Genomic DNA, 22,033 nt, shown 5'->3' on the forward strand with positions numbered 1-22,033 from the left:
AGATAGTTTTCTGTGATGGGAATGCAAGGTTTTTTATGGCTTTAAATGCGTCATTCCTGATGGTGAATCGGCGCGGGGGATTCTCTGTAGGTGCTTACCTTTATGGCGGATCTCGCAGGTTGAGTGCGACGACGCTCCATTTTTCGAACTCGCTTCTCGATGCAGGTTTTTGCTTAGTCACACGAAGCTTTGCCAGAGGTGGAATGTTGTATCTTTGTCTCACCGCCGGGACTGTTTGAACGGGAGAGGCAATCATGAAAGCACGTACTGTCGCAAGTCTCCTCGTTCTTATGGGGTGCGTGACGCTGACGCCGAACGTCTACGCGCAAGCCAACAACGCCATGCCGATGGCGTCGGGGCCGGCCGCGAGTTCAGGTAAGGCGACGCCGGCGGACAGGAAGCTTGCGCGTGATGTACGCAAGGCGTTATCGAGCGCGCCCAACTTCAATGTGTCAAACGTCTTCGTCAAGGCGCGCGACGGTGTCGTGACGTTATCCGGCAGCGTGTCGGACGGTCGTCAGATCCAGCAGGCTTCGGAAGTGGCGATGGGCGTGCCGGGTGTAACGTCGGTGAGCAACCACCTGACGATGTACACGAAAGGGTATTGACGTTCATCTGAGATGTCGCTTCGAGATCTCATCCAGGCTCCGGCAATCGAGCCGTGCAAGTCGCATGGCGTGTGCGCAACCTCTGATGCGTTTTATGTATCTTCAACCCGCGCCTCAACCGTCGCGTTTAATACGATGATTGTGTCGAAAACGGAAGCCAGTATTCGATGCAGGCGGTGATCGATCGATTTTCCACAACGCATGAGATCCGGACTCTGCAACCGGCCAGGAAACGAGATCGATTTAATTCCCGATTCGACCGGATCAGGCAACCGCTTTGGACAGCGGATCACGACCATACTCGCGGGCGAAACGTCAGAGACTTTTGAGCGACTCGATTTTTAAGTTGTCGTTGTGAGTGCTATTTCATTTGAGAACGATCGAAAACGTTCTACGATGAAAGCGCTGTTAACCAGATGAATTTATTTGCGGAATAAATCTGATAAATAAAGCTATTGGATAATGTGAATTGCATATATTCAATGGCAATGCACCGGAGGCAGTTAAATTGACTCCAATTTCCGGCAGGCGAATACGCCATGAAGATTATCGACGCTGCGAGGTTGAGTTTCAGCTGGAGCTGGCACGGGCGGCGTCGTTTATCGCAAGCAGTATGAGCAAAGATACATTGCAACGCTCCGTCGACGAGACGATATGTGAGTTCGCGGACATCTATGGCTTACCGGAGGCGGTCATATTCTGCAATGTGTTGTCCGACCGTCTAATTATTCGTGGGCGTAGTGACGCCGCCTCAGCAGTGGGTAGAATCATCAGTCAAAATCGCTTTGACACACTGATGATCCGGCCGCTTTCACGAACGGGGTGATCCGGTTTTCGACGTACCGCTGCAATTGCACTGGAAATCGCTATTCGAGTGGCGTCCTGGATTTTAGCCCTGATGCGGGGGATTCGATTTTCTTCATTCGTTATGACAAAAAGGTCGTTGCGTAAAAACATGTGATAAAAATGTATCTGCAGTGTCGCAAGGGGGCGGGCGCGATTTACATTTCATCAGGAGCTCGCGATGATTCGAAATGCATCAAAAATTTCAACTGCTATTGCCAGACATTATGAAGCTCAAGGGTACATGGCCGCGCTTCGGCTCGACAATCGCAAGCCTATTGTTCAGGCTATCCGTGAGGAAATAAACGATTTCGGCGACAACACCCTTTTTGAGAACCCGCAACGTGTGATTATGTTCTGGGGAGCGGGATTTGCACGGGGTATGCGCGACCGCAGGGATCGATAAGCTGGAAACACACGCGCGTTTGGACGTGCTTGCGCGGCCATGTCCTGATTCAATCAGTAAAGTCTCACGCGTCCCTGGCAGCGCCGCGCCGGCCTACGGTTTTCGTCCCTTTGTCTGCGGCTTTAGGGAAACCTCGAACTGTTAGTCTGCTGAGCGTGTTCTATGATTACGCTGCTTCGAAAATCCGGTGCGCACACGCAATCGGAAGGACCTGAACCGCCATGTCGCAGTCGTGCAGTGGGGCAATTCATAAAAGATCGCATCTAAAACACTGGATCGCGGGTGTGCTTTTTTGGGGCCTCACGGGCGCCGCTCTCGCCGAGGCTACTGGAATAGCGCCCGGTGCACCGGTCACCGGGAATATCCCTTCCTCGCACAAGAAAACCGATCGGCTGGCTGATCGGCCGCAGTGGCATCCGCACGCACTCCGAACGGCATATCCCTCTTCGGTAAAGGTATCGTCGGTGAAGCGCGAACGGAATGACAGTGCAACGCCGGACGAGTATCAATTGCGGTACGGAAACACCAACCTCCTTTTCTCGGTTGTGCCGGCGCTCGGCGAATCACGCTATTCGGGAGGAACGCCGGAGAGCCAGATCCTGACGCGAGATTCCGCCCGTTATGGATTACCCGCAGCGTCAAACGCGCAAAGCAGTGCAACCGTACCAGACGACAATTGGCGCTTTACAGCAAGTCCGCTCATGAACGCCACCCATGCGCATGAGATTGGGGCAACCGTTTCTGCCCGACATGATTTCTGACTGTGCGTGCAACTCTGCACCAGGCAGCGTGGGATCCAACGGCGCAGAGATCGATTCAGCGGTTGCTCTGCTGGCTCTGTTGCACGGTGCTCATGTTGCCCGGTGTGGCGGCGGGAATGGACTTCAAGATCTACTACCAGCCCCAGCTCGAGCTTAAGATGGTTATGGGGGACGGCAAGATTCAGGATGGGGATGCCGAGAAGTTTCTGGCCCTTGCCAGGACGGCTGACCGCGACGACGAAGGACTCGTTACCCTTATTTTAAATAGTCCAGGGGGAAACGTTGAGGCCGCTTTCCGAATCGTCGATGCCATGGATCGAATCCACGTCTATACAGCAGTTCCGGCCGATGCCAGGTGCGCGTCCGCGTGCGCTTCCATCCTGTTCGCGTCAGGGGAACGCCGAAGCGTGATCGGCAGTGGGCTGCTCGGCTTTCACAGTTGCTATCGGCGCAATGGGGGAACCTATGCCGGCGACTCGCTTTGCAACGAGATAATTGCGGCGAACGCCATGCGAAGGGGAATCAGCCACGCGGGCATCAATCGTTTCGTTAAGCAATATGGTGCGCAAGACATGGCATGGGTCGGGCGCGACGTCGCTTGCAAATCGCTGCAGGGTCTGTGCAAACCTGGACTGCTGGAAACTCAGCGCGGGGCGAAGGCTGCGTTGATGAAAAGCTTTGACTGCAGCAAGCTCATATCTGTTCAGGCGCAACTTGTTTGCGGCGACGCCGAACTGACGCGAATGGACAAAAAATTGACGGAAATCTATTCCCAAAACATGAAGGCATCGCGTAACAAGGCGCGGTTGCGAGCGGCTCAACGGGCATGGCTTCGCAATTCTCGCAATGTGTGTGCCGATAAGGCTTGTCTACTACGAAGCTATCAGCTCCGCATTGATGAGCTGAAGCGGGTGCATTCCTTGGCCCTTGCAGATCACGTCGTCGCCAACGCAATCGCCCGGTTTTGACCCGTCCTGCTTGTTCAGGCATGCGATATAACCTCAAGACATACCGATTAGCGAGTGTTATGGTTGCCAGGCAAGAGACGCTGAACAATTTCGTCCGACAGCTTTGAGGCGCTATGCTTCACGTCGTTATCGCTGTCCGCGCCGGCAACAACAAACCCGCCGGCCGCCAGAAACGCATTAAAACCCAGTGCGGCACCGGGTGTCTTGCCGCTTCTCGCCGTTGTCGTGATGTCGAGCATGGGTTGGGTTGGAGCCGGTCCGGCAAGATTGGTGACGTATGCTCTGAATTCGAGGCTCGTGTGACCGGAACCGAAACCGATTAACGCACGCTTTACGCGGTCCCCTTCGTCAACGGATACAAATTCACCGCTTACGAGCCAACCCGTCAAAGGCTTCGGTGATCCGGGCGCAAGGCGCTCGACGTGGAGTCCGTGCTTTTTTAAATCGTCGGCGACTGAGCGACTCATGAGTGTTGCCAGGTGATTGGCCTTATCTTGCCTCGTCGTATGAACCATGAGCGGGGAGTCGGGAAACACGTGTCCCAACAGCGTCCGGCGATCGACGTCGGACCCGGGACCTTCGAAACGGATATCGCTCCCTTGCAAGTGGAAATCTGCGACATACACCGTATCGGGCATTACGTCTGCGGCCACCGCGGACTGCTGTGTGCGAGATGTCACTTCAGCACTTCCACACGCTGACAGCCAGAGGACGAGCGACATGACGAGAGCCGTCTTCTGTACGCGCCTCTGATGCATCCGTAAGCCGGTTAAATAGCACATGTCTTCGATCTCTCGTGAGTGGGGCGATCGGGGCCAGCGTTGCGTTCCGATCAAAACGATAGCTTATACTATCGTTTTGAATGCGGCAAAATCAAGCTTTTTGCGGTGGAGGAACCCTGTGTCGCCTTCTATGGAGGTTTGATGACCAATCGCGCTGGAACGCGCCGAAAGGCAGGCGGAAGAACGCCGGCGCTCGAGACAAAGACTGCACCTGCTCAGGCCCGAAGCCAGGATACTTACGAGTACATTCTCGAAACGGCTGGCAAGTTGCTCGGGAATATGGGTTTCGAGGAGCTGACGACCAATCTGATCTGCCGTACGGCAGGTATGACGCCGCCCGCTTTGTACCGGTACTTTCCGAACAAGTATGCGATTCTCAAGATACTGGGCGAGCGCCTGATAGCCGCGCAGGACCTGGTGGTGGATCAATGGCTCACGTCTGGTGTAGTCGGGCCGTCCAGGCCGGAAGACTCGATCAAGCGAATTGCATCGGTACTGCGTAGCCTCATTGCCGTCACGAAGCGCTTTCCTGGCGGCGTAGTCGTCAATCGGGCGATTCATGCCGTGCCGCTGTTGCAGCAGCTTCATGTCGAATCACGCGAATCGGTCGCTGCACAACTTTGCGGCATCTTGCAGCCGCAATTTCCGATGGTTCCGGCGGCAAGATTGCATGTTGCGGCGCGCATGGTGTCGGAGCTCAGTTCCGCACTCGTGCAGATGGCTATTGAGGATGCCGAACGTGACCCGGAAAGTCTGATTTACGAAACTGCGCTTCTTTTTGCTTCATATTTTCGCGCGTTGCAGGATTCGTCCGCGAGGTGATATGTTCCCGATCGTGTGCGGAGGCGGATGTCGGGCCAGCATTGCTTCAACGACCGCTTCGGAGCCCGATCGGATAACCGAATGGCCGCGCAAGAGTGACGGAGAATGGCTCGAAGCTAATTCAAACAAAATCACATGCTGAAAATTTTAAGTGCAGACCTGTGGGATATCGTCGGGAAGAAAGCCGTCAAGGCCAGGCGGCGCCGGGCTGCGATTGCGTACGTGACGGAGCCACGATTCCTTCCGCTTGGTGCAGGAGACGTGCTTGTGGTCGATGCCTCCGATGCTTCCATCGCGGCAGGACGAACGAGCGCCGAGGTGCTCGCGGGGTACCTCGCAGCGGGAGCCGCCCTGTTCAATGTGCCCAACCTGCACGCCAAGGTGCTAGTGCTTGACGACTGCACTGTCATTGGCTCGGCCAATGCTTCGCTGCGGTCTTCCCATTACTACGTTGAGGCGTCGGTTATCTCGGACCGGCCCGAACTCATCGGGCAGGCTGAGCAACTGATCGGTTCGCTTGCGGCGTCTGGGGACGTTATTGATAGCGAGTTTATCGCGCGGATTCGGAAGATTCCGGTCGTCATTTCTCCCGATTCCCCGTCAATCCGGGCTGGCTCGCACCCCAAGGTTCAAATGAGTGAACCGAAATGCTGGCTCATCAGTACGCGTGAAGACGCGCGTTATCCCGGCGCTATCGACGCAGTGGAAAACGCGATGGACGAAGTGCAGAAGCGTATTGGACCGGACGCCGGCATCGTCAGTTGGTTCTGGTGGGGTGGGAATGCACCATTTCCTTCCACTGCTCGGGTGGGTGACGTCGTCGTCCAGTGTTCCCGTCCGAGAAACAAGATGTCTTCCTCGCGGGGTGTCTTGGTGTATCGACACGGACGGATCGAAAGCATTTTTCAGGAGCCGGGACAAACCGTAAAGACGTTTCACTGCGTGCGTCCCCATGACTGGGAGCAAACCGCCGTCAAATGGGTGGACTTTGCGCGCCTTGCGAAGCGGGCCGGCATTGCGCGCAAGCTCACCTATGCGAGCAACATCAGACTTACCGAGAAGCAGTCGGGCGCGCTGTTTGAGATTTGGCCGACGTGATTGGTTATGAGCGGCAACACGTTTGTTGTTCGGCCTGCTATTCGATGGTGTGTGCTGACCGCCATTTGATAGAGATGGGCATTTTGCAAGCGCTGTCGAATGATGGTCCGTGGTCGCTTGCTGCACGATGGGTTTCGGCTGGTATCGACCCATCCCAGCCGTTCGTTGCTGCAATGACCGATGGCTGTTAGCGGAATGGAACGGTCATTCCGCGCCGCCCTGCATGGCCAGACACGGTAGCTTCCATGTTCGTTTGGTGCCTTGCTTGAGCACCGTGGCCTTAGGTGTCACGCATCGCGATGATCTTGCCGCGACGCATCTGATCGTCGCGGCCTCTTCGACCAGGTTAGAGCGTCGTACGCAGATCGCGCACGCTCCGTCCAAGCTTGCGACGAAGTAGCCCTCGCAGAGTCACGCCGTCGGCGTAGCCCACTTGCTCGGCCACCCGATCGACGCTTTCGTGACTCGTCTGGAGCAGATGCACCGCGTGCTCGACGCGTAAGTCCTGGAAAAACCCGAGAGGCGTCTTGCCGAGCGTGCTCTGCAGGCGCCGCGCCAGGGTGCGCTCGCTCGTTCCGACCGCAACCGCAGCATCGGCGAGATTAAAGCCCTTCGAAAGATTGCGACGCGCCCATCCCTCGAAGCGCTCGACCAAAGGGTCGGCGTGCGCCAGGTGATCGGGGATGGCGTAAGCGGCCTGCGATGCGCGCGAATCGACCAGCAGGTAGCGAGCCGTGAGCGCTGCAAGTGCGGGGCTTCGACGCCTCACGAGCCCAAGCGCCAGGTCGACGTGTGCCAGGGCTGCTCCGGCTGTGACGAACGGCGCTGAGACGATGAGCATGCGTGAGTCATCAAGCGACACCTGCGGATAGCGACGGCGAAACAGCGGCGCGAGCCACCACGATGTTGTCGCCGTGTGTCCGTTCAGAAGTCCCGTCTCTGCGAGCAGTAAGGTCGCCGTGCAGGCGGCGCCGATCCACACCTCGTCGTTGGCCTTGGCGATCATCGCTGCCTTGATGTCGCGTAGCTCTGGCTGCTCGAGTGCGGCCTCAATGGCATCAGGCGTCACCGGTCCAAGGGCAGGCGTGACGATCGCGTCCGGCCGGGACTGCCGGTCGATGGACTGCACTGGAACGATGAGTCCATTGGCGGTTCGAACGCGTCGTCGGACGCCAACCACCGTGACGTTCAGAGGCGCAGGCGAAGGGTCCAGCATTGGGGCGAGCTGGTTTGCGTAGTTCAACGTGTCCACGATTGCCGAGAGCCCGAAGTCCGCGACGCCGTTGATAGCAATTACATGGATGTCCATGGCAGGAATTATATCAAAAAAGGCAAATTTGCCACTTATTGTGGGCGACCAAGCTCTCTAAAGTACAGGCTTCTTACACATATTCCCGCATACGGGACGAAAGGAAAATCATGATCAAGCTCGCAATCCTTGCGACGATGGAAGCCAAGCCGGGTAAGGAAGAGGCCGTCGCCGAATTCCTGGCTGGCGCTAAGGGGCTCGTCGAAAAGGAGGCGTTCACCGTCACCTGGTTCGCGATCCGCACCGGCAAGTCGACGTTCGCCATCTTCGACGCGTTCGACAACGAAGCCGGCCGCAATGGTCACCTGACCGGTCAAGCCGCCGCAGCTCTGATGGCTTCCGCCAAGGATCTCTTCGTTCGCGATCCGGTCATCGAAAAGGCGGATCTGCTCGCCTTCAAGCTGCCCACGTAATGAGCATGGCAGCGTGACGGAAACGACAATAGTGCCGATGAAGCATGCCGCCTGGAGTTTAGCTCACTGGAACGCGCCTTTTCTGGCGCGAAAGCCGGTGACGCTTCCCTCGACGAGGCAGTGTGTGCCTCGTCGAGCGATTTCACTTAAAACAGAGGTAAATATGAGTGCTTATCTGATCTTCGTCGTGCACAGCGCTCACGACAAAGCATTGCTCCAGAAATATCGCGATGAAGCGATCCCGGTCGTTAAGAGTCAGGGCGTGAAATTCTTTGCCGGGCCCGTCATCAACGCGGCGCTGGAAAATGGCCCCGTGGACTCCAGCGTTGTCCTCGAGTTCCCGACCGTCGAAGATGCGCAAGCCTGGTACAAATCCCCTGAGTACGAACCCCTCAAGGCAATGCGTCAGGCCGCGGCCACGAGCACCACATTCATCGTGGAGTCGTGGCCCGAGGGGCTCTAACTTCCAAGTCCGGCCGACACGGCGGTCGTCATGCCCCAGCTCGAGGTTAGCTGATCGGCAGCATCGCTACGGCGCTCGTATGTGGGGCGCCGTAGCGCACCCATCGGCGAACCGGAGCGGCCGCCCACGGACTCCGGTTAGGGGCGTAGAAAGTCTCGGGTGTCGTCTGCGCCGGCGTCCAGCCAGTCGCCATAAGCGCCGGCAAGCAGAATCACGACCATGCGCTTTTCTTCGCCAGGGCGGTGATAGTTTTGAAAAAGAGAGTGCTGATCTGCATTAATCGTCAGCATTGTGTAGCTCTCATGCCACTGGCCCGCTGTATCTCTGTATCTGTCTCACAGACCTGCGATGCCCAGCGGCACGCCGTCTACGTGGGAAAAGCGTATGTGGAGAGCTTTTCAGCTTTGGCCAAACCGTCAGCGCCTGTGCGTGAGCTGATTAACAGGCAACGCCTAAGCATCAAGCATCCCGCGGGAACCCAGTACGTCACATGATCGTCGCAGACTGAGTGGCCGCTTTTGGTGCGGAGCAGACCTCTGAGCGTCCGAGCAACGGTAGGAGCGAATGGCTCTTCATGGCCGTTCACCGGCTCATGCGATCGGCATGAGCGTGCCGATTCTGCCGGGCGGCACGCGACCCCGAAGCGGTCCCTCGAACATATCGAGAGCGGAGGTACGTGAGCCCCTTCATGAGGTCTCTCTGTGGCGCGATCCCGGGCGCCATGCCGATGCCGCTGTAGGAGCGTGCGAGAAAGCAGGCGGCTGGTCCCGGGTCGGTCCACGATTTGCCCTGAACGCAGAGGACTATCAAAAGATGTTTTCCGAAGTACTTGCTTGTGATCGAGTGTCCCCTGACGTTCGCGATTTGCGCCTGACATTCGCGCGGGTTCTAGTTTGTTCCGCAAGGGTTGCGATAATTTTCCCGTTCGGATGTCTACTTGGTGAGTATCGGGAATGCGCAAAGACGATTGGGATTGTGGCGATGAGGCTTGCAATTTGCCCGATGACATACTCGCCAGCGCGCAAGCCCTGATTGATCCGGAAATCAGACAGTGGCTAGAGGCCGTCGATCCGCCTGACCATGTCAATCTGACTGTTGAGCAGGCACGCGCGCCCGATCTCCATGTCGAGGAACGCAATGTTCCATATGGACCCGACGGCGCGAGTATGCGCATCGTCCTCGTGAGGCCCGTTGCCGTTGGTCGGCTGCCGATCTTTTACTACGTTCATGGCGGCGGCTATATGTACGGAACGCCGGAGACCGCATTGCGTGCAAGTTGTGAATTTGCCCGTCATTGCGGATGCGTCGTCGCACTGCCCACGTACCGCCTGGCGCCACAGACCCGTTTTCCTGGCGCGGTCGAGGATCTTGAACGCGCACTGGGTTGGGTGCTCGACAGCCATGCCGAGTTGAACATCGATCCCACCCGGCTAGCCGTAGGGGGTGTCAGCGCGGGAGGAGGACACGCGGCCGCGCTCGTCCTCAGACTGCGCGATCGAGGACCTTCGATTGGGTTCCAGCTCCTGTCGATGCCGATGCTTGACGATCGCACCGGAGCATCGCGTGATCCGGGGGCGATCTTCGGGCAGAACATCTGGAGACGCGAACAAAATCGCACCGCCTGGGAAGCGCTGCTTGGTTGCCGGCCGGGTGGCGAGATGGTCGATCCGGACAGCGTTCCTGCGAGGGTCGCGAGCGTTAAAGGTTTGCCGCCAACCTTCGTGGGCGTGGGCCAGCTCGATCTTTTCGCAAGAGAGAATGTGGAGTTCGCGATGCGACTGATGGTCGCCGGGATTCCCACCGAATTGTGTGTCATGTCGGGCGCTGTTCACGGCTTCGACAGCTTTGTGCCTGATGCGGTCGTTTCGATCGCCTATGCCAGGACGCAACAGCGCGCGCTTTCTGCCGCGTTTGAGAGAATGAAATAGACGTCGCATTGACTGTGCGTAAAGCCAAAAATCCGGTGTTTGGTGTGCCTCACGTCAGTGAGATGACAACGTAGGTCCATTTCCGAGCGACACGGTTTACTCTGTTTTTCCTGGATAGCTGGTCGACACCCAGGCTGCCCATCACGGCTTCGTAGAAGCGTAGGGCACACTCGAAATCGCTGACGCCAATCCAAGGCCGCGTCATTTACCCAGTGCATCTTCCGCCTTAAAAAAGCCTCTCCTGCCCACTAGTCAACGTTTCAAAATCATCCCCCAACAAAGGCAATATCGCATCCGCCACAGGCATCAACTGATTGCTCACATAGTGCTGGTAATCAAGCCCCGACCGCCAGGTCTCAAGCGGCTCCGGCCCGGCGCTCGTCATCACATAGCTGATCCACCCACCGCTCTGATACTGCAGCGGCCTGCCGCGCTGCAGATTGAACTCGTCCGCCATACGCGCCGCCCGCACATGCGGCGGCACATTGCGCTCGTAGGCAGCAAGCGGCCGACGCAGCCGCTTCCGATAAACGAGCAGTTCATCAAACTCCCCGCTCAACGTCCGGCGCACATAATCGCGCACGTAATCCTGATACGGTTCCCGCCTGAACACACGCAGATAGAGCTCTTGCTGAAACCTCTGAGCCAGCGGCGTCCAGTCAGTCCGCACCGTCTCCAGCCCCTTATAGACCACTTCCTCGCGACCATCCTCACCCAGCGTAAGCCCTGCATAACGCTTCTTGCTGCCTTCTTCAGTGCCACGAATAGTCGGCATGAAGAACCGGCAAAAGTGCCGCTCGAACTGCAGCTCCAAAGCGCTCTCCAAACCAAAGCGTTCCCGCAGATCCCGCTGCCACCATCCGTTGATATACCCGACAAGTGTCCGACCTATCTCGGCAGCCTCATCTTCCGTACGCGCCTGGTTCAGCCAAACAAACGTCGAATCCGTATCCCCATAAATAACCTCATAACCCTGCGCCTCGATCAGCTCACGCGTCTTACGCATAATCTCGTGCCCGCGCATCGTAATCGACGACGCAAGACGCGGGTCAAAGAACCGGCATCCAGTCGAACCCAACACCCCATAAAACGAGTTCATGATGATCTTCAACGCCTGGGACAGCGGCTTATCGTGCTCGCGCTTGGCCGCTTCGCGCGCTTCCCAGATCTGCGCGACGACGGCGGGCAGACCATGCCGTGTACGCGAAAAGCGCGCACCTAAAAACCCAGGAACCGAGTCCGCCTCACTGGGATTGCGTATGCCCTCAACGAGCCCAACCGGATCGATCAAAAAGCTGCGGATAATCGACGGATACAGGCTCTTATAGTCAAGCACGAGCACCGAGTCATAGAGACCCGGCCGCGAGTTCATCACAAACCCACCTGGGCTCGGCGCTCCCGCCACATCCCCCAGGTTCGGCGCGACATACCCGAGTCGATGCATAAGCGGCATATAGCGATGCGTGAACGCGGCCACCGAGCCCCCGCTTCGGTCTGCCGGCAAGCCCGTCACGGTAGCGCGCTCGAGCAGGAACGCCAGCAACTCGGTTTTAGCAAAGATACGTGTGACCAGTTCGCAGTCTTTCAGGTTGTAGCGCGCGAGCGCTGGCTTGTCCTCATCGAAGCGCCGCTGGATTTCGTCCATGCGCTGGTATGCGTTGTCGATCGCCTTGCCTTCGCCCAGCACGGCCTGCGAAACGGACTCGAGGCTGAACGACGCGAAGCTCCAGGTCGCCGATCGCAGCGCTTCGATGCCGTCGATAATCAACCGGCCCGCAGCACCCGCGAAGAAATGCCCCTGCGTAAGGCCGTGTTCTCGCCATTCCATCACACTGCCGTCGCGGCCCAGACACAACGGAACACGATACTGCTCCGCGTGCTGATGCAGGATGCGCAAATCGAACTGCACCAGATTCCAGCCGATAATCGCATCGGGATCGTGCCGCGCCATCCATTCGTTCAGCCGCTCAAGCAGCAGCGCGCGGCTTTCGCAGTATTCGAGGTCGAAGTCAAGCGGACTGTCATCGCCGTTGGCCGGCCCAAGCATATAGACCTGACGCTGCCCGCAGCCTTCGAGTGCAATCGAATAGAGCTCCCCCTTGGCACTGGTCTCGATGTCCAGCGATACCAGCCGCAACTGCGGCCGATAGCCCGATGCCGGCTTCATGTCGCCGTCCAGCAGCGGACCATTGCCGTTGGGTTGGCCGCTGAACCAGACGGGCGCCGTGATGAAGCGCTCCATCATGTACCGGTCGGGTGGAAAGACGTCTGCCTCGTAGACGTCGGCGCCGGCCTGCTTCAAACGCTTTTCGAGGCGAGTCAGTTGCCGATACTGCCGGCTGTACAGTCCCAGCACCGGACGATGATTAAAGTCGCAGAGTTCGAGCGGACGCAGTTCGATGCCTGCGGACGGTGATTCGCGATGCAGCATCAGCTCGACCAGCTCGCGCTGCGCGGCCGGGATGAATGCAACGGATTCCTGCGGGCGCAGGCGGATTTGGCGCGGCCCATCGTCCGTCGCCAGCCAGAACACCACCTCCGTACCAGCCGGCGAGTCTCGCCAGTGGCGGGTCAAAATGAAGCCCTGTTTCTGCGCTGTCAAACACCTGCTCCAAGACGACGGTAGTTCCCTGAATTCTACCGTCCGCACCTGTCCGACCTGCCGCATCCTGGTAACTAGCGAAAAACAAAACGCCGCTTCAACGAAGCGGCGTTTCTCTCAGGCGAAAACCACCAGCCTGGACTAGACGGGCGCGACCACCGACGTCGGATACAACAAGGTGTCCGATACGGCGATCTTCTGCTCGAACAGGAAGCCCTGTTCCGCGCTTTCCACCACGCGATCGACATAGTATCCAGACATCACGATTTCCGTCATGCGGTCGAGCATGGTCTGGACGATCAGGAAATTGGCACGCACCTCGTATGCCGATTCCGTCTTTTCCCGCACGGAGATACCCGTGATGAAATGACGTAGCGTACGCGGCTGGGCAATCGTCGTCTCGACCGTCGTAAACGCGCGATCTTCTATCATCCCCTTGCCGTCGCAGTAGATGATCGCGATCGGCAGGTTGCGGTCGTGGTTTTCCTTCGTCGTGAGGCGGTAGACGGCCTTCTCAGTGAAGCACGCGGCCCAGTCCTGATAGCGGCGTTCGTCGAGCGCCTCCGCGTAGGCGTTGTAGAGATCGATGATGGCAAGCCGCGTCTCGACCGGCACGGCCGGTTTTCCGCGCACATGCTGTGCTTCGGGGCGGGACATCACGTTCATAGTTCCATCACCTTCCGGTAGTGTTTGTAGAGACCGCGCACGGCCACTTCGGTGATCGTATGGTCATGATCCTCGACGGTCTTGCCGGCCATCTCGGCGATACCGACGCGATCGTGGTACGGCGACGTCCCTTCCTGCGACATCACCATCACCTCGCTGTCGTCGACGGAAACGAAGCCCGCCGGTCCCATCAGATTGGCCTGACGGATTCGGTGCGCGCGCATCTCGGGGGTGTCGTCCGCATAGCCGAAGAAGGTCCAGTGCAGATCATGCTGGCCCGGACCGTGCGGCACGATGTGACGCATCGCCAGCGTGTTCGATTGCTGCTGGAGGATCAGATTCGGCCACACGGTGCTCATCACGGCCGTCACATCGCCCGGGAATTCGCGAATCAGATCGAGCACGCGCGTGTCCTTGAGCTTCATGTCGTCGCGCAAGGTCTGCTTCATTTCCTTGGCGGCCTCGGCTTCCAGTTCGCCGGCGCGGCGATTCACCATCGCGCAGTGGCGGCCGGTTTCGTCCATCTCGATCGCTGACTTCGCGTCCATGCGGAACAGGCCGAAGGTCACGAAGAAAACGTGCAGCAGGCTGGCGTGGTACGGGTCCTTCAGGTTCTCGAACATGAACTTCCAGTTGCCGTCGATACGCTGGCGCATATAGCCCAGCAGTTCGAGCGGCCGGCCGTCGAACACGCGATCGAAATACTGGAGCATGTTCGGCCCCATATAGTCTTCGAACGACTCGACACTCGAATCGAATGACGCGAAGATCGCGCCATTGCGCACCGTGACCACGAGCGGACGCGCCCGGTGCTCGCTGACGTCGAAATCCTTGGGCATACCGCCCTTACCCTTGAAACCGCGCTTGAACGGCAGGCCCGTCACATTGCCCTTCAGATCGTAGCTCCAGTGGTGATACGGGCAGGTGAACGACTTGGCATTGCCCGAATCTTCCTGGCAGAACGCCACGCCGCGATGCGCGCAGCTGTTAGCGAACGCATTGACGCTGCCGTCGGTGTCGCGCACCACCACGATCGGCAGGTCGCCGACGAAGCTGCGCTTGAAATCGCCCGCATTCGGAATCTCGCATTCGAGCGCGACATACGACCAGTTCGGGCCGAGGAAGATGCGTTCGCGCTCGCGTTGGTAAATCTCGGGACTATCGTAGATCTGGAACGGGATGCGTGAAACGCCGTCATCCGGCCATATGTTTTCGATCGGACCCGCCGACGCGCACGGGGGCGCGGAGCGGTCGATTTGCTTGAGTTCAATCTCCATATTTCATCTCCACGATGTGTATAGAAGAAGGTCTGCGCGGCGCTTTACGTCCGCGGCAGGTTCTTGAGAGGGTGAGCCGGGTCGGCAAGCAGGGCGGTATCCACTAACTGCCGGTTGTCCATCAGCTGTTTGACGATGCGGCGCTCGCGACCGGCATTCATCAGCAAAGCGCCGTGAATGCGTGCGCCGCCGGCGGAATCGTCACGTACGAAGAATGCACACCATGAGCGTTCGGCCATGTCGCCGCGCATCACCAGCGTGTCTTCGGGGGCGCGGCCACCGAGAATCTGGATGTTCTCGTCGTACTGATCGGTCCAGAACCACGGTGCGAGATCGGTGGCTTCAGGGACGCCGAGGATCGTTCTCGCGACTGTCTGAGCCTGAAGTTCGGCGTTTTCCCACGATTCGAGGCGCACCGCATTCAAGGCCCACCTTTCGCGCTGCCGCGCGACATCGCCGACCGCATAGATGCCGGGCACCGAGCTGCGCGCGTGCGCATCGACGAGCACGCCGTCATTGCATTCGACGCCTGCTGCACGTGCGAGTTCGTCATTTGCGGTGGCGCCGATCGACACCACCACGGTATCGGCAGGCAGGACCGTGCCGTCGTCGAGCTCGACGGCATGTGCGGTACCTTGGCCCTGGATCATCTTCACACGCGCGTCGGTTCGAATATCGACACCGTGGGCACGATGCAGGCGCGCGAGATGATCGCCCATAAACCCGCCGAGAATCCGGCCGAGCAGGACGGGACCGGCTTCGACGACGGTCACCGCGCACTTCAGCTGAACCGCCGAAGCCGCCACTTCGAGGCCGAGAAAACCGCCGCCCAGCACGACGACTCGCGCGCCCGGCGTAAGTCGTGCTGCAAGCCGTGCGCTGTCTTGCGCCGTGCGCAGCGTAACCACACCGTCGAGGTCCGCGCCGGGGACCTCGAGGCGGCGTGCGCGTGCGCCTGTCGCCAGCACCAGATGGTCGTACGCGAGCGAAGCGGCATCGGCGAGCACGACATTTCGCGCCGCACTGTCGATCGAGACCACCCGTGTATCGACACGCAGATCGATTCGATTCCCGGCGTAGTAGTCGCGCGGGAAGATGGTCGCGCTCTTTGCCTGGGCTCCATTGATCAGCGCGTCTTTCGAGAGCGGCGGTCGCTCATACGGCAATTCGCTCTCGTCGCCGATCAGCACGATGTCGTCGTCCGTGCCTGATTTGCGCAGCGCAGCGGCCGTTCTCGCACCGCTTTGTCCCGCGCCGACAATGATGATTCGCTGTGTCACTGCACCTGTCTCCTGATTCCGCGATTGCTTGTCGATCGTCCTGTCCCGGCATGAACTCAGGCGAGATCGATCAGCACTTCGTCGCCCTCTACGCGCACGGGAAAGGTTTTCACGTCTACATCGACCGGACCCGATACGGCCTTGCCCGTTCGTACATCGAAAAGTCCTTGGTGCAGCGGGCATTCAATCTTGCCGTCCTCGAGATAGCCGTCAGAAAGACAGGCTTGTGCATGTGTACAGGTGTCGTGAGTCGCGAAAAATTCGCCGTCGAGGTTATAGAGCGCTACCGGAATCGTGTCGATACGATAGCCTTTCACTTCGCCGGGTTCGACTTCATCGACCCGGGCCATCGGTTTCCATGCCATTGCGTTCAGGCTCCTTGTGGGTTTATTGAAATCCTCTCGGGTCACCCTGACACAGGCATCAGCCTGCGACAGGGGACGTGTAGACCCATTATTTATCGCGTCTCGGGCAACCGCGTCACTATTTGCTTGAGCGAGCGTTCGCCAATCGCGAATTCAGTGCCCGCACGGTATGATGGAAGATCGCGGGAGGATGACAGAGAGACATTAATGCGTTTCGACCTGACCGATCTTCGGTTGTTCGCGGCGATTGCCGCTTGCGGCAATATCACCAAAGCCGCCGAGAGCCTCCCGATCGCGGTGGCGGCCGCGAGTTCACGCGTCAAAGGACTCGAAGAGTCGGTGGGTGCGCAACTGCTTGTGCGCCGCAGCCGTGGCGTCGAGTTGACGCCCGCGGGCGAGGTGTTCCTGAACCGCACCATCTCGATCCTGCGCGAGACGGCCAAGTTAAGACATGACCTGTCCCAGTTCAGCGAGGGGACGCGCGGCAATATCCGTTTGTTTGCCAATACAAACGTGATTCACGAATACTTGCCCGCGCTGCTGCCGAAATTTCTTGTCGACAATCCGAGAATCAATGTGGAGGTCGAAGAACACACGAGTCCCGATATCGTGCGCGCGGTCGACGAGGGCGTGGCCGATCTCGGCATCATCGTGGGGCTGGTGAATACGCGCGGTCTCACGGTCACGCCGTTCCGGCAGGACCAACTGGTCGTGATCGTGCCGGAAGGTCATGCACTGGCGCGTGAGCCGGCGGTCAGGTTCCACCAGGTGCTCGAGTGGAATTACATCGGGCTCAACGAGAGCACGTCGCATCAGCAATACATTTCGAAGACCGCGCTGATGCTGGGCCAGAGTATCCGGTTCCGGGTGCAGGTCGAGAGCTTCGAGGCAACGTGCCATATGGTGGCTGCCGGAGTCGGCGTGTCGATCGTGCCCGAGTCGACGACGCGGCGTTTGAGCGGCACGCTGGCGTTCGCCATCGTGCCGCTTTACGAGGATTGGTCGAAGCGGGACCTGGAAATCGTTTCTCGTCCCACCGGCCCGCTCGCCCCGCATGTCGCCAAGCTGTTCGATGCGCTGACCGAAACGCCTGAATGAAGGCGTTTGCAACGAACCCCTCGCTCATGCGTTCATTTGCTGAATAGGCGCGGCCGCAGTCACGATGCGTGATGCGCAACGTCCGTGACGAACCGCCGCGCGCCTCCTGCTAGCCGCGATTTGCCTCGATCACCGTCAACGCCGCCATATTGATAATTCGCCGCACGGTCGAGCTGGACGTGAGGATGTTCACCGGCGCGTTGACGCCCAGCAGGAACGGGCCCACCGCGACATTGCTTCCGGCGCCGGTCTTCAGCAGGTTATAGGCGATGTTGCCTGAATCCACATTCGGGCAGACCAGCAGGTTGGCGTCGCCCTTGAGCGGCGACGTCGGCAGTATCCGCGCGCGGAGCGATTCATCCAGCGCGCAGTCGCCGTGCATTTCGCCGTCCACTTCGAGATCCGGCGCCTGCTCCCTGACAATCTGCAGCGCCTGACGCATCTTCGCGCCCGAGGCCGCGCTGCCTGAGCCGAAGTTCGAGCGCGAGAGCAGCGCGGCCTTCGGCGTGAGGTTCAGCCACTCCATCTGCCGCGCCGCGCTAATCGTAAACTCGGCAACCTGCTCCGCGGTCGGATCATCGTTGATGTGGGTATCCACCAGCGCCACCGTACGCTGATCGAGCAGCAGAATATTCATCGCCGCGTAGGTCTTCGCGCCGTGCTTCTTGCCGATTACCTGATCAACAAAGCGCAGGTGGTCATGATAGGCGCCCACTGTGCCGCAGATCATGCCGTCGGCGTCGCCAAGCCGCACCATCATCGCGCCGATCAACGTCAAACGGCGGCGCATTTCGACGCGCGCCATCTCCTTCGTGATGCCGTCCCGGCACATCAATTCCCAGTACGTCGTCCAGTATTGCGGGAAGCGTTCGTCGTATTCAGGGTTGGTCACTTCGACGTCCTGCCCGAGCTTGAGCCGCAAACCGAATCGCTCGATGCGGGTAAGCAGCACTTCCGGGCGTCCGACCAGAATCGGCCGCGCCAGTTTTTCGTCGACGATCACTTGCACGGCGCGCAGCACGCGTTCGTCTTCGCCTTCGGTGAAGACGATGCGCGCATTGCCGCCATCGCGCACGAGTCGCTTCGCAGTCGAAAACAGCGGCTTCATAAAGGCGCCGGAGTGATACACGAACTGCTGCAACTGCTCGACATAAGCGGCCAGGTCGGGCAGGGGACGCGTCGCCACGCCGTTTTCGATTGCCGCTTTCGCCACCGCCGGCGCAATCCGCGTAATCAGGCGTGGGTCGAATGGCTTGGGAATCAGATATTGCGGGCCGAATGCCACGTCATAGACACCATACGCGGCTGCAACGACTTCGTTCTGCTCCTCTTCCGCAAGACCGGCGATCGCATTCACCGCGGCAATTTCCATTTCACGCGTAATGGTCGTGGCGCCGACATCCAATGCGCCGCGGAAGATATACGGAAAGCACAAAACGTTGTTGACCTGATTCGGATAGTCCGAGCGGCCCGTGGCGATGACGACATCGTCGCGCGTCGCATGAGCGAGTTCCGGGAAGATTTCCGGTGTCGGGTTGGCCAGCGCGAGAATCAGCGGGCGCGGGCCCATCTTCTTCAGCATGTCGGCGCTGAGAATGCCGCCTACCGACAGCCCAAGGAACACATCGGCACCCTCGATCACTTCGGCGAGCGTGCGTGCGTCGGTTTCCTGCGCGAAGCGCGCCTTGTCCGGGTCCATCAGCGCAGTGCGGCCACGGTAAACCACGCCTTCGATGTCGGTCGCCCAGATGTTTTTCACCGGCAAGCCCATATCGACCAGCAGGTCGAGGCAGGCCAAAGCCGCCGCGCCCGCGCCCGAGGTGACCACCTTGACCTCCGAGATCGCTTTGCCCACCACTTTCAGGCCGTTGATAAAGGCCGCCGATACGGTGATCGCGGTGCCATGCTGATCGTCATGGAAGACCGGAATCTTCATGCGCTCGCGCAATTTGCGCTCGACCGTAAAGCATTCCGGCGCCTTGATATCTTCGAGATTGATGCCGCCGAACGTGGGTTCGAGGCCGGCGATGATCTCGACGAGCTTGTCAGGATCAGTCTCGTTGATTTCGATGTCGAAGACATCGATACCGGCAAACTTCTTGAACAGCACGGCTTTGCCTTCCATCACCGGCTTGGATGCGAGCGGTCCGATGTTCCCGAGGCCCAGCACGGCGGTGCCGTTGGTGATGACGCCGACGAGGTTGCCGCGGCCCGTGAAGCGATGTGCTTTCAGCGGGTCCGCCGCAATCGCCTCGCAGACACCGGCCACGCCGGGCGTGTACGCGAGCGACAGATCGCGCTGGGTCACGAGCGGCTTGCTGGCCACCACGGAGATCTTTCCGGGCGTGGGAAACTCGTGATAGTCGAACGCGGCTTGCTGGTCGGTATCGGTCTGCTTCATGTTCTGTGCCTGAGTGAGTGCGCCGAGCCAGTCCCGGCGCGATCCATTGAGGCGATTCTAGAGAGACGCCATCAGCAGACGATTTTGTTTTAATATCGGCCCATCATTTTTTTGTGATGGCTACACCGGCCCGTCAATGACATTCGAGTCGAACGACCTGGTCAGGCGGCTGAGCGCGCGCCTGAAGATGCGGCATCTGGTGCTGTTGCTGCAGATCGAGCAGCACGGGTCGCTCACGCGCGTCGCCGAACATATGGCCAGTAGTCAACCGGCGGTGACGAATGCGTTGGCGGAGCTGGAGGGCATGTTCGGCATGCCGCTCTTCGAGCGCTCGTCGCGCGGCATGCTGCCCACTGCACTCGGCTCCGTTGTGATCGAACGGGCCCGGGCGATGATCCACGATCTCGATCATCTCGCTCAGGACATGAAGGCCGTCGCCTCAGGCCATGCGACGCACCTGCATATCGGCGTGATTCCGTTTATTTCCGGCCAGCTCCTTTCGGCGGCGCTGAAGCGGCTGCATGCCGGCATGGAGCGGCGCGTCACTGCGACCCTGCACGAAGGCACGACGGACCAACTGTTGCCGCAATTGCGGGACCATACCGTAGACATTGTGATCGGCCGGGCGTCCGCGTCGGTCGAGTTGCACAAGGCGAGCTTCGAGGTGCTGTTCTGGCAGCATCCCCGGTTGATCGCGAGCCGGCGTCTCGCGGCGAAACTCGCACGCACGAAGCTCGACTGGAACAAGCTGGTGGCGCTGGAGTGGATTCTCGGCGCGCCGCATACGCCGATGCGAGAGCAGGTGGCCGACCTGTTTCTCGCTGCGGGAACGACACCTCCCGTGGCGATGGTGGAGAGCTATTCGTCCAAGCTCATCGGCGAAATGATCGCCTCGAGCGAAGAAGCCGTGTCGATCGTACCTTCGGATATCGCGGAAGAACTGGTTCGAATTGCCGGTGTCGCAATCGTGCCCTATTCGTTCGAATGGACCCTTCCGCCTGTTGCGTTGTTTACCCGCTCAGAAGGCCCGCATTCGGCGGCGCAGAATCTGTTCGTCGAATCGTTGCGCCAGATATGCAAGGAAACGTACGTTGAAACGCGGGGATGAGGTCGACGTCGGCTTTTCTGCCCTTTTGCTGATCAAGCGTATATAGAGTCTTCGTCTGCGCAAACGCGTGCAAGCGGTGACGGTGGGTTGAGGCGCCAAACCGTCATCCGTCAATACAGTGGGCGGCTGGTTTGCCTCCGCGCGAGACAAATCGTCGAGAGGCACATGTCGGATGTGACGTTGAGCCCCTCAAGGATCGCGTCCGCACTCGGGAGCGTGTCCGGTTCGCTGCCCGTCAGGCAGTCTGCGTGATAGATTGAAGGCGTTATCGACACTAGTTCGAGTCGCAAGATGCCGTTCTTCGCTCTTCCGGATAGTTCACGCTATACACTTCGCAACGTTAGCGTTCCGGTTTGTGTCGTGACAGGCATTGACGTACGTGGCTTGCCGCCCGACGATCTGCTTAACGCGGACGTGTTGATCGATAACGGCCGCATCGTTTCAATTGAGCAGACCGGCACGGCGCCGACCGACAGTGGTCCCGACCTCGATCGGTCCATGTTGCTGCCCGGCATGATCGATTGCCATGCGCATCTCGACAAAAGTCATACTGCACCGCGCCAACCCAATTGGACCGGCGATTTCGCCGGCGCGGCGCACGCGAACCGCATCGACCGCGCCACGCGGTGGAATGCGAACGACGTGCGGCGACGCATGGAGTTCGCGTTGATGACCGCGTGGGCACATGGCGTCGTCGCAATACGCACCAACCTTGACTGCCATGGGCCGAGGCCGTGTAAAAACGCGCGTGATCACCTAGACTGAACCAACGCGTTAGCGCGAGAGGCGAGGATGGGGCGATTTGTCGAAGGTGCGGACCGCAATCAAACAACGC

At 59.2% G+C, this 22,033-nt stretch carries 21 protein-coding genes; 12 read left to right on the forward strand and 9 right to left on the reverse strand.

Annotated features, from left to right (window positions below):
• The first annotated feature begins 254 nt into the window (after nucleotides 1–254).
• The 4 genes from HV675_RS10175 to HV675_RS10190 all read left to right on the forward strand — a co-directional run bounded on the left by HV675_RS10175 (nucleotide 255) and on the right by HV675_RS10190 (nucleotide 3,586).
• Nucleotides 255–608, forward strand: coding sequence for a BON domain-containing protein (locus HV675_RS10175; protein ID WP_175110770.1), 354 nt, complete (start codon nucleotides 255–257; stop codon nucleotides 606–608).
• Between the two features lie 1,024 nt (nucleotides 609–1,632).
• The gene (locus HV675_RS10180; RefSeq protein ID WP_175110771.1) at nucleotides 1,633–1,857 is read left to right on the forward strand and encodes a hypothetical protein; all 225 of its coding nucleotides are present in this window, start codon (nucleotides 1,633–1,635) and stop codon (nucleotides 1,855–1,857) included.
• Nucleotides 1,858–2,078: 221 nt separating this feature from the next.
• Nucleotides 2,079–2,618, forward strand: a complete 540-nt coding sequence (locus tag HV675_RS10185; RefSeq protein ID WP_175110772.1) for a hypothetical protein — start codon at nucleotides 2,079–2,081, stop codon at nucleotides 2,616–2,618.
• 116 nt (nucleotides 2,619–2,734) lie between these two features.
• Nucleotides 2,735–3,586: an ATP-dependent Clp protease proteolytic subunit gene (locus tag HV675_RS10190; protein WP_246270169.1), complete on the forward strand. Its 852-nt coding sequence runs from the start codon at nucleotides 2,735–2,737 to the stop codon at nucleotides 3,584–3,586.
• A 47-nt stretch (nucleotides 3,587–3,633) separates the two neighbouring features.
• Here HV675_RS10190 and HV675_RS10195 read toward each other — a convergent pair whose 3' ends face one another.
• Nucleotides 3,634–4,224 carry a DUF4410 domain-containing protein gene (locus tag HV675_RS10195; RefSeq protein WP_175110774.1) on the reverse strand — a complete coding sequence of 197 codons (591 nt, stop codon included), beginning with the start codon at nucleotides 4,222–4,224 and terminating at the stop codon, nucleotides 3,634–3,636.
• A 285-nt stretch (nucleotides 4,225–4,509) separates the two neighbouring features.
• On the opposite strand from HV675_RS10195, the gene HV675_RS10200 reads away from it, so the two are divergent.
• Entirely contained in the window at nucleotides 4,510–5,190 is a 681-nt protein-coding gene (locus HV675_RS10200; RefSeq protein WP_175110775.1) for a TetR/AcrR family transcriptional regulator, read from the forward strand.
• Between the two features lie 135 nt (nucleotides 5,191–5,325).
• The gene (locus tag HV675_RS10205) at nucleotides 5,326–6,288 is read left to right on the forward strand and encodes a phosphatidylserine/phosphatidylglycerophosphate/cardiolipin synthase family protein (protein WP_175110776.1); all 963 of its coding nucleotides are present in this window, start codon (nucleotides 5,326–5,328) and stop codon (nucleotides 6,286–6,288) included.
• 346 nt (nucleotides 6,289–6,634) lie between these two features.
• Here the strand turns inward: HV675_RS10205 and HV675_RS10210 are convergent, their stop codons facing one another.
• Nucleotides 6,635–7,597: a GlxA family transcriptional regulator gene (locus HV675_RS10210; protein WP_175110777.1), complete on the reverse strand. Its 963-nt coding sequence runs from the start codon at nucleotides 7,595–7,597 to the stop codon at nucleotides 6,635–6,637.
• 110 nt (nucleotides 7,598–7,707) lie between these two features.
• Here HV675_RS10210 and HV675_RS10215 point away from each other — a divergent pair, with 110 nt between their 5' ends.
• Both HV675_RS10215 and HV675_RS10220 read left to right on the forward strand, forming a co-directional pair.
• A complete protein-coding gene (locus tag HV675_RS10215) occupies nucleotides 7,708–8,010 on the forward strand; it encodes a putative quinol monooxygenase (RefSeq protein WP_175110778.1) in 303 nt (100 codons plus the stop codon).
• Nucleotides 8,011–8,173: 163 nt separating this feature from the next.
• The gene (locus HV675_RS10220) at nucleotides 8,174–8,473 is read left to right on the forward strand and encodes a DUF1330 domain-containing protein (RefSeq protein ID WP_175110779.1); all 300 of its coding nucleotides are present in this window, start codon (nucleotides 8,174–8,176) and stop codon (nucleotides 8,471–8,473) included.
• A gap of 137 nt (nucleotides 8,474–8,610) precedes the next feature.
• Here the strand turns inward: HV675_RS10220 and HV675_RS10225 are convergent, their stop codons facing one another.
• On the reverse strand, nucleotides 8,611–8,763 hold the full coding sequence (locus HV675_RS10225; protein WP_175110780.1) for a hypothetical protein: 153 nt from the start codon (nucleotides 8,761–8,763) through the stop codon (nucleotides 8,611–8,613).
• A gap of 663 nt (nucleotides 8,764–9,426) precedes the next feature.
• Between HV675_RS10225 and HV675_RS10230 the strand changes: the two genes are divergently transcribed.
• Nucleotides 9,427–10,401 carry an alpha/beta hydrolase fold domain-containing protein gene (locus HV675_RS10230; protein ID WP_175110781.1) on the forward strand — a complete coding sequence of 325 codons (975 nt, stop codon included), beginning with the start codon at nucleotides 9,427–9,429 and terminating at the stop codon, nucleotides 10,399–10,401.
• Between the two features lie 226 nt (nucleotides 10,402–10,627).
• On the opposite strand, the gene HV675_RS10235 is transcribed toward HV675_RS10230, so the two are convergent.
• The 5 genes from HV675_RS10235 to HV675_RS10255 all read right to left on the reverse strand — a co-directional run bounded on the left by HV675_RS10235 (nucleotide 10,628) and on the right by HV675_RS10255 (nucleotide 16,591).
• Nucleotides 10,628–13,003: a DNA polymerase II gene (locus HV675_RS10235; RefSeq protein WP_175110782.1), complete on the reverse strand. Its 2,376-nt coding sequence runs from the start codon at nucleotides 13,001–13,003 to the stop codon at nucleotides 10,628–10,630.
• A gap of 141 nt (nucleotides 13,004–13,144) precedes the next feature.
• Complete coding sequence (locus HV675_RS10240) at nucleotides 13,145–13,669, reverse strand: aromatic-ring-hydroxylating dioxygenase subunit beta (protein WP_175110783.1); 525 nt, start codon at nucleotides 13,667–13,669, stop codon at nucleotides 13,145–13,147.
• On the reverse strand, nucleotides 13,666–14,946 hold the full coding sequence (locus HV675_RS10245) for an aromatic ring-hydroxylating dioxygenase subunit alpha (protein WP_175110784.1): 1,281 nt from the start codon (nucleotides 14,944–14,946) through the stop codon (nucleotides 13,666–13,668). Before HV675_RS10245 ends, HV675_RS10240 begins: the two co-directional genes overlap by 4 nt.
• A gap of 44 nt (nucleotides 14,947–14,990) precedes the next feature.
• Nucleotides 14,991–16,226 carry an NAD(P)/FAD-dependent oxidoreductase gene (locus HV675_RS10250; RefSeq protein ID WP_175110785.1) on the reverse strand — a complete coding sequence of 412 codons (1,236 nt, stop codon included), beginning with the start codon at nucleotides 16,224–16,226 and terminating at the stop codon, nucleotides 14,991–14,993.
• 56 nt (nucleotides 16,227–16,282) lie between these two features.
• Complete coding sequence (locus HV675_RS10255) at nucleotides 16,283–16,591, reverse strand: non-heme iron oxygenase ferredoxin subunit (protein ID WP_175110786.1); 309 nt, start codon at nucleotides 16,589–16,591, stop codon at nucleotides 16,283–16,285.
• 126 nt (nucleotides 16,592–16,717) lie between these two features.
• Here HV675_RS10255 and HV675_RS10260 point away from each other — a divergent pair, with 126 nt between their 5' ends.
• Nucleotides 16,718–17,689, forward strand: a complete 972-nt coding sequence (locus tag HV675_RS10260; protein WP_175110787.1) for a LysR family transcriptional regulator — start codon at nucleotides 16,718–16,720, stop codon at nucleotides 17,687–17,689.
• Between the two features lie 109 nt (nucleotides 17,690–17,798).
• On the opposite strand, the gene HV675_RS10265 is transcribed toward HV675_RS10260, so the two are convergent.
• Nucleotides 17,799–20,090 carry an NADP-dependent malic enzyme gene (locus HV675_RS10265; RefSeq protein WP_175110788.1) on the reverse strand — a complete coding sequence of 764 codons (2,292 nt, stop codon included), beginning with the start codon at nucleotides 20,088–20,090 and terminating at the stop codon, nucleotides 17,799–17,801.
• 136 nt (nucleotides 20,091–20,226) lie between these two features.
• Between HV675_RS10265 and HV675_RS10270 the strand changes: the two genes are divergently transcribed.
• Together HV675_RS10270 and HV675_RS10275 are read left to right on the forward strand one after the other, a co-directional pair.
• Complete coding sequence (locus tag HV675_RS10270) at nucleotides 20,227–21,198, forward strand: LysR substrate-binding domain-containing protein (RefSeq protein WP_175110789.1); 972 nt, start codon at nucleotides 20,227–20,229, stop codon at nucleotides 21,196–21,198.
• Nucleotides 21,199–21,489: 291 nt separating this feature from the next.
• On the forward strand, nucleotides 21,490–21,963 hold the full coding sequence (locus HV675_RS10275) for an amidohydrolase family protein (RefSeq protein ID WP_175110790.1): 474 nt from the start codon (nucleotides 21,490–21,492) through the stop codon (nucleotides 21,961–21,963).
• Nucleotides 21,964–22,033: the final 70 nt, after the last annotated feature.

It is taken from the genome of Paraburkholderia solisilvae, assembly GCF_902859875.1.
Classification (GTDB): Bacteria; Pseudomonadota; Gammaproteobacteria; order Burkholderiales; family Burkholderiaceae; genus Paraburkholderia; species Paraburkholderia solisilvae.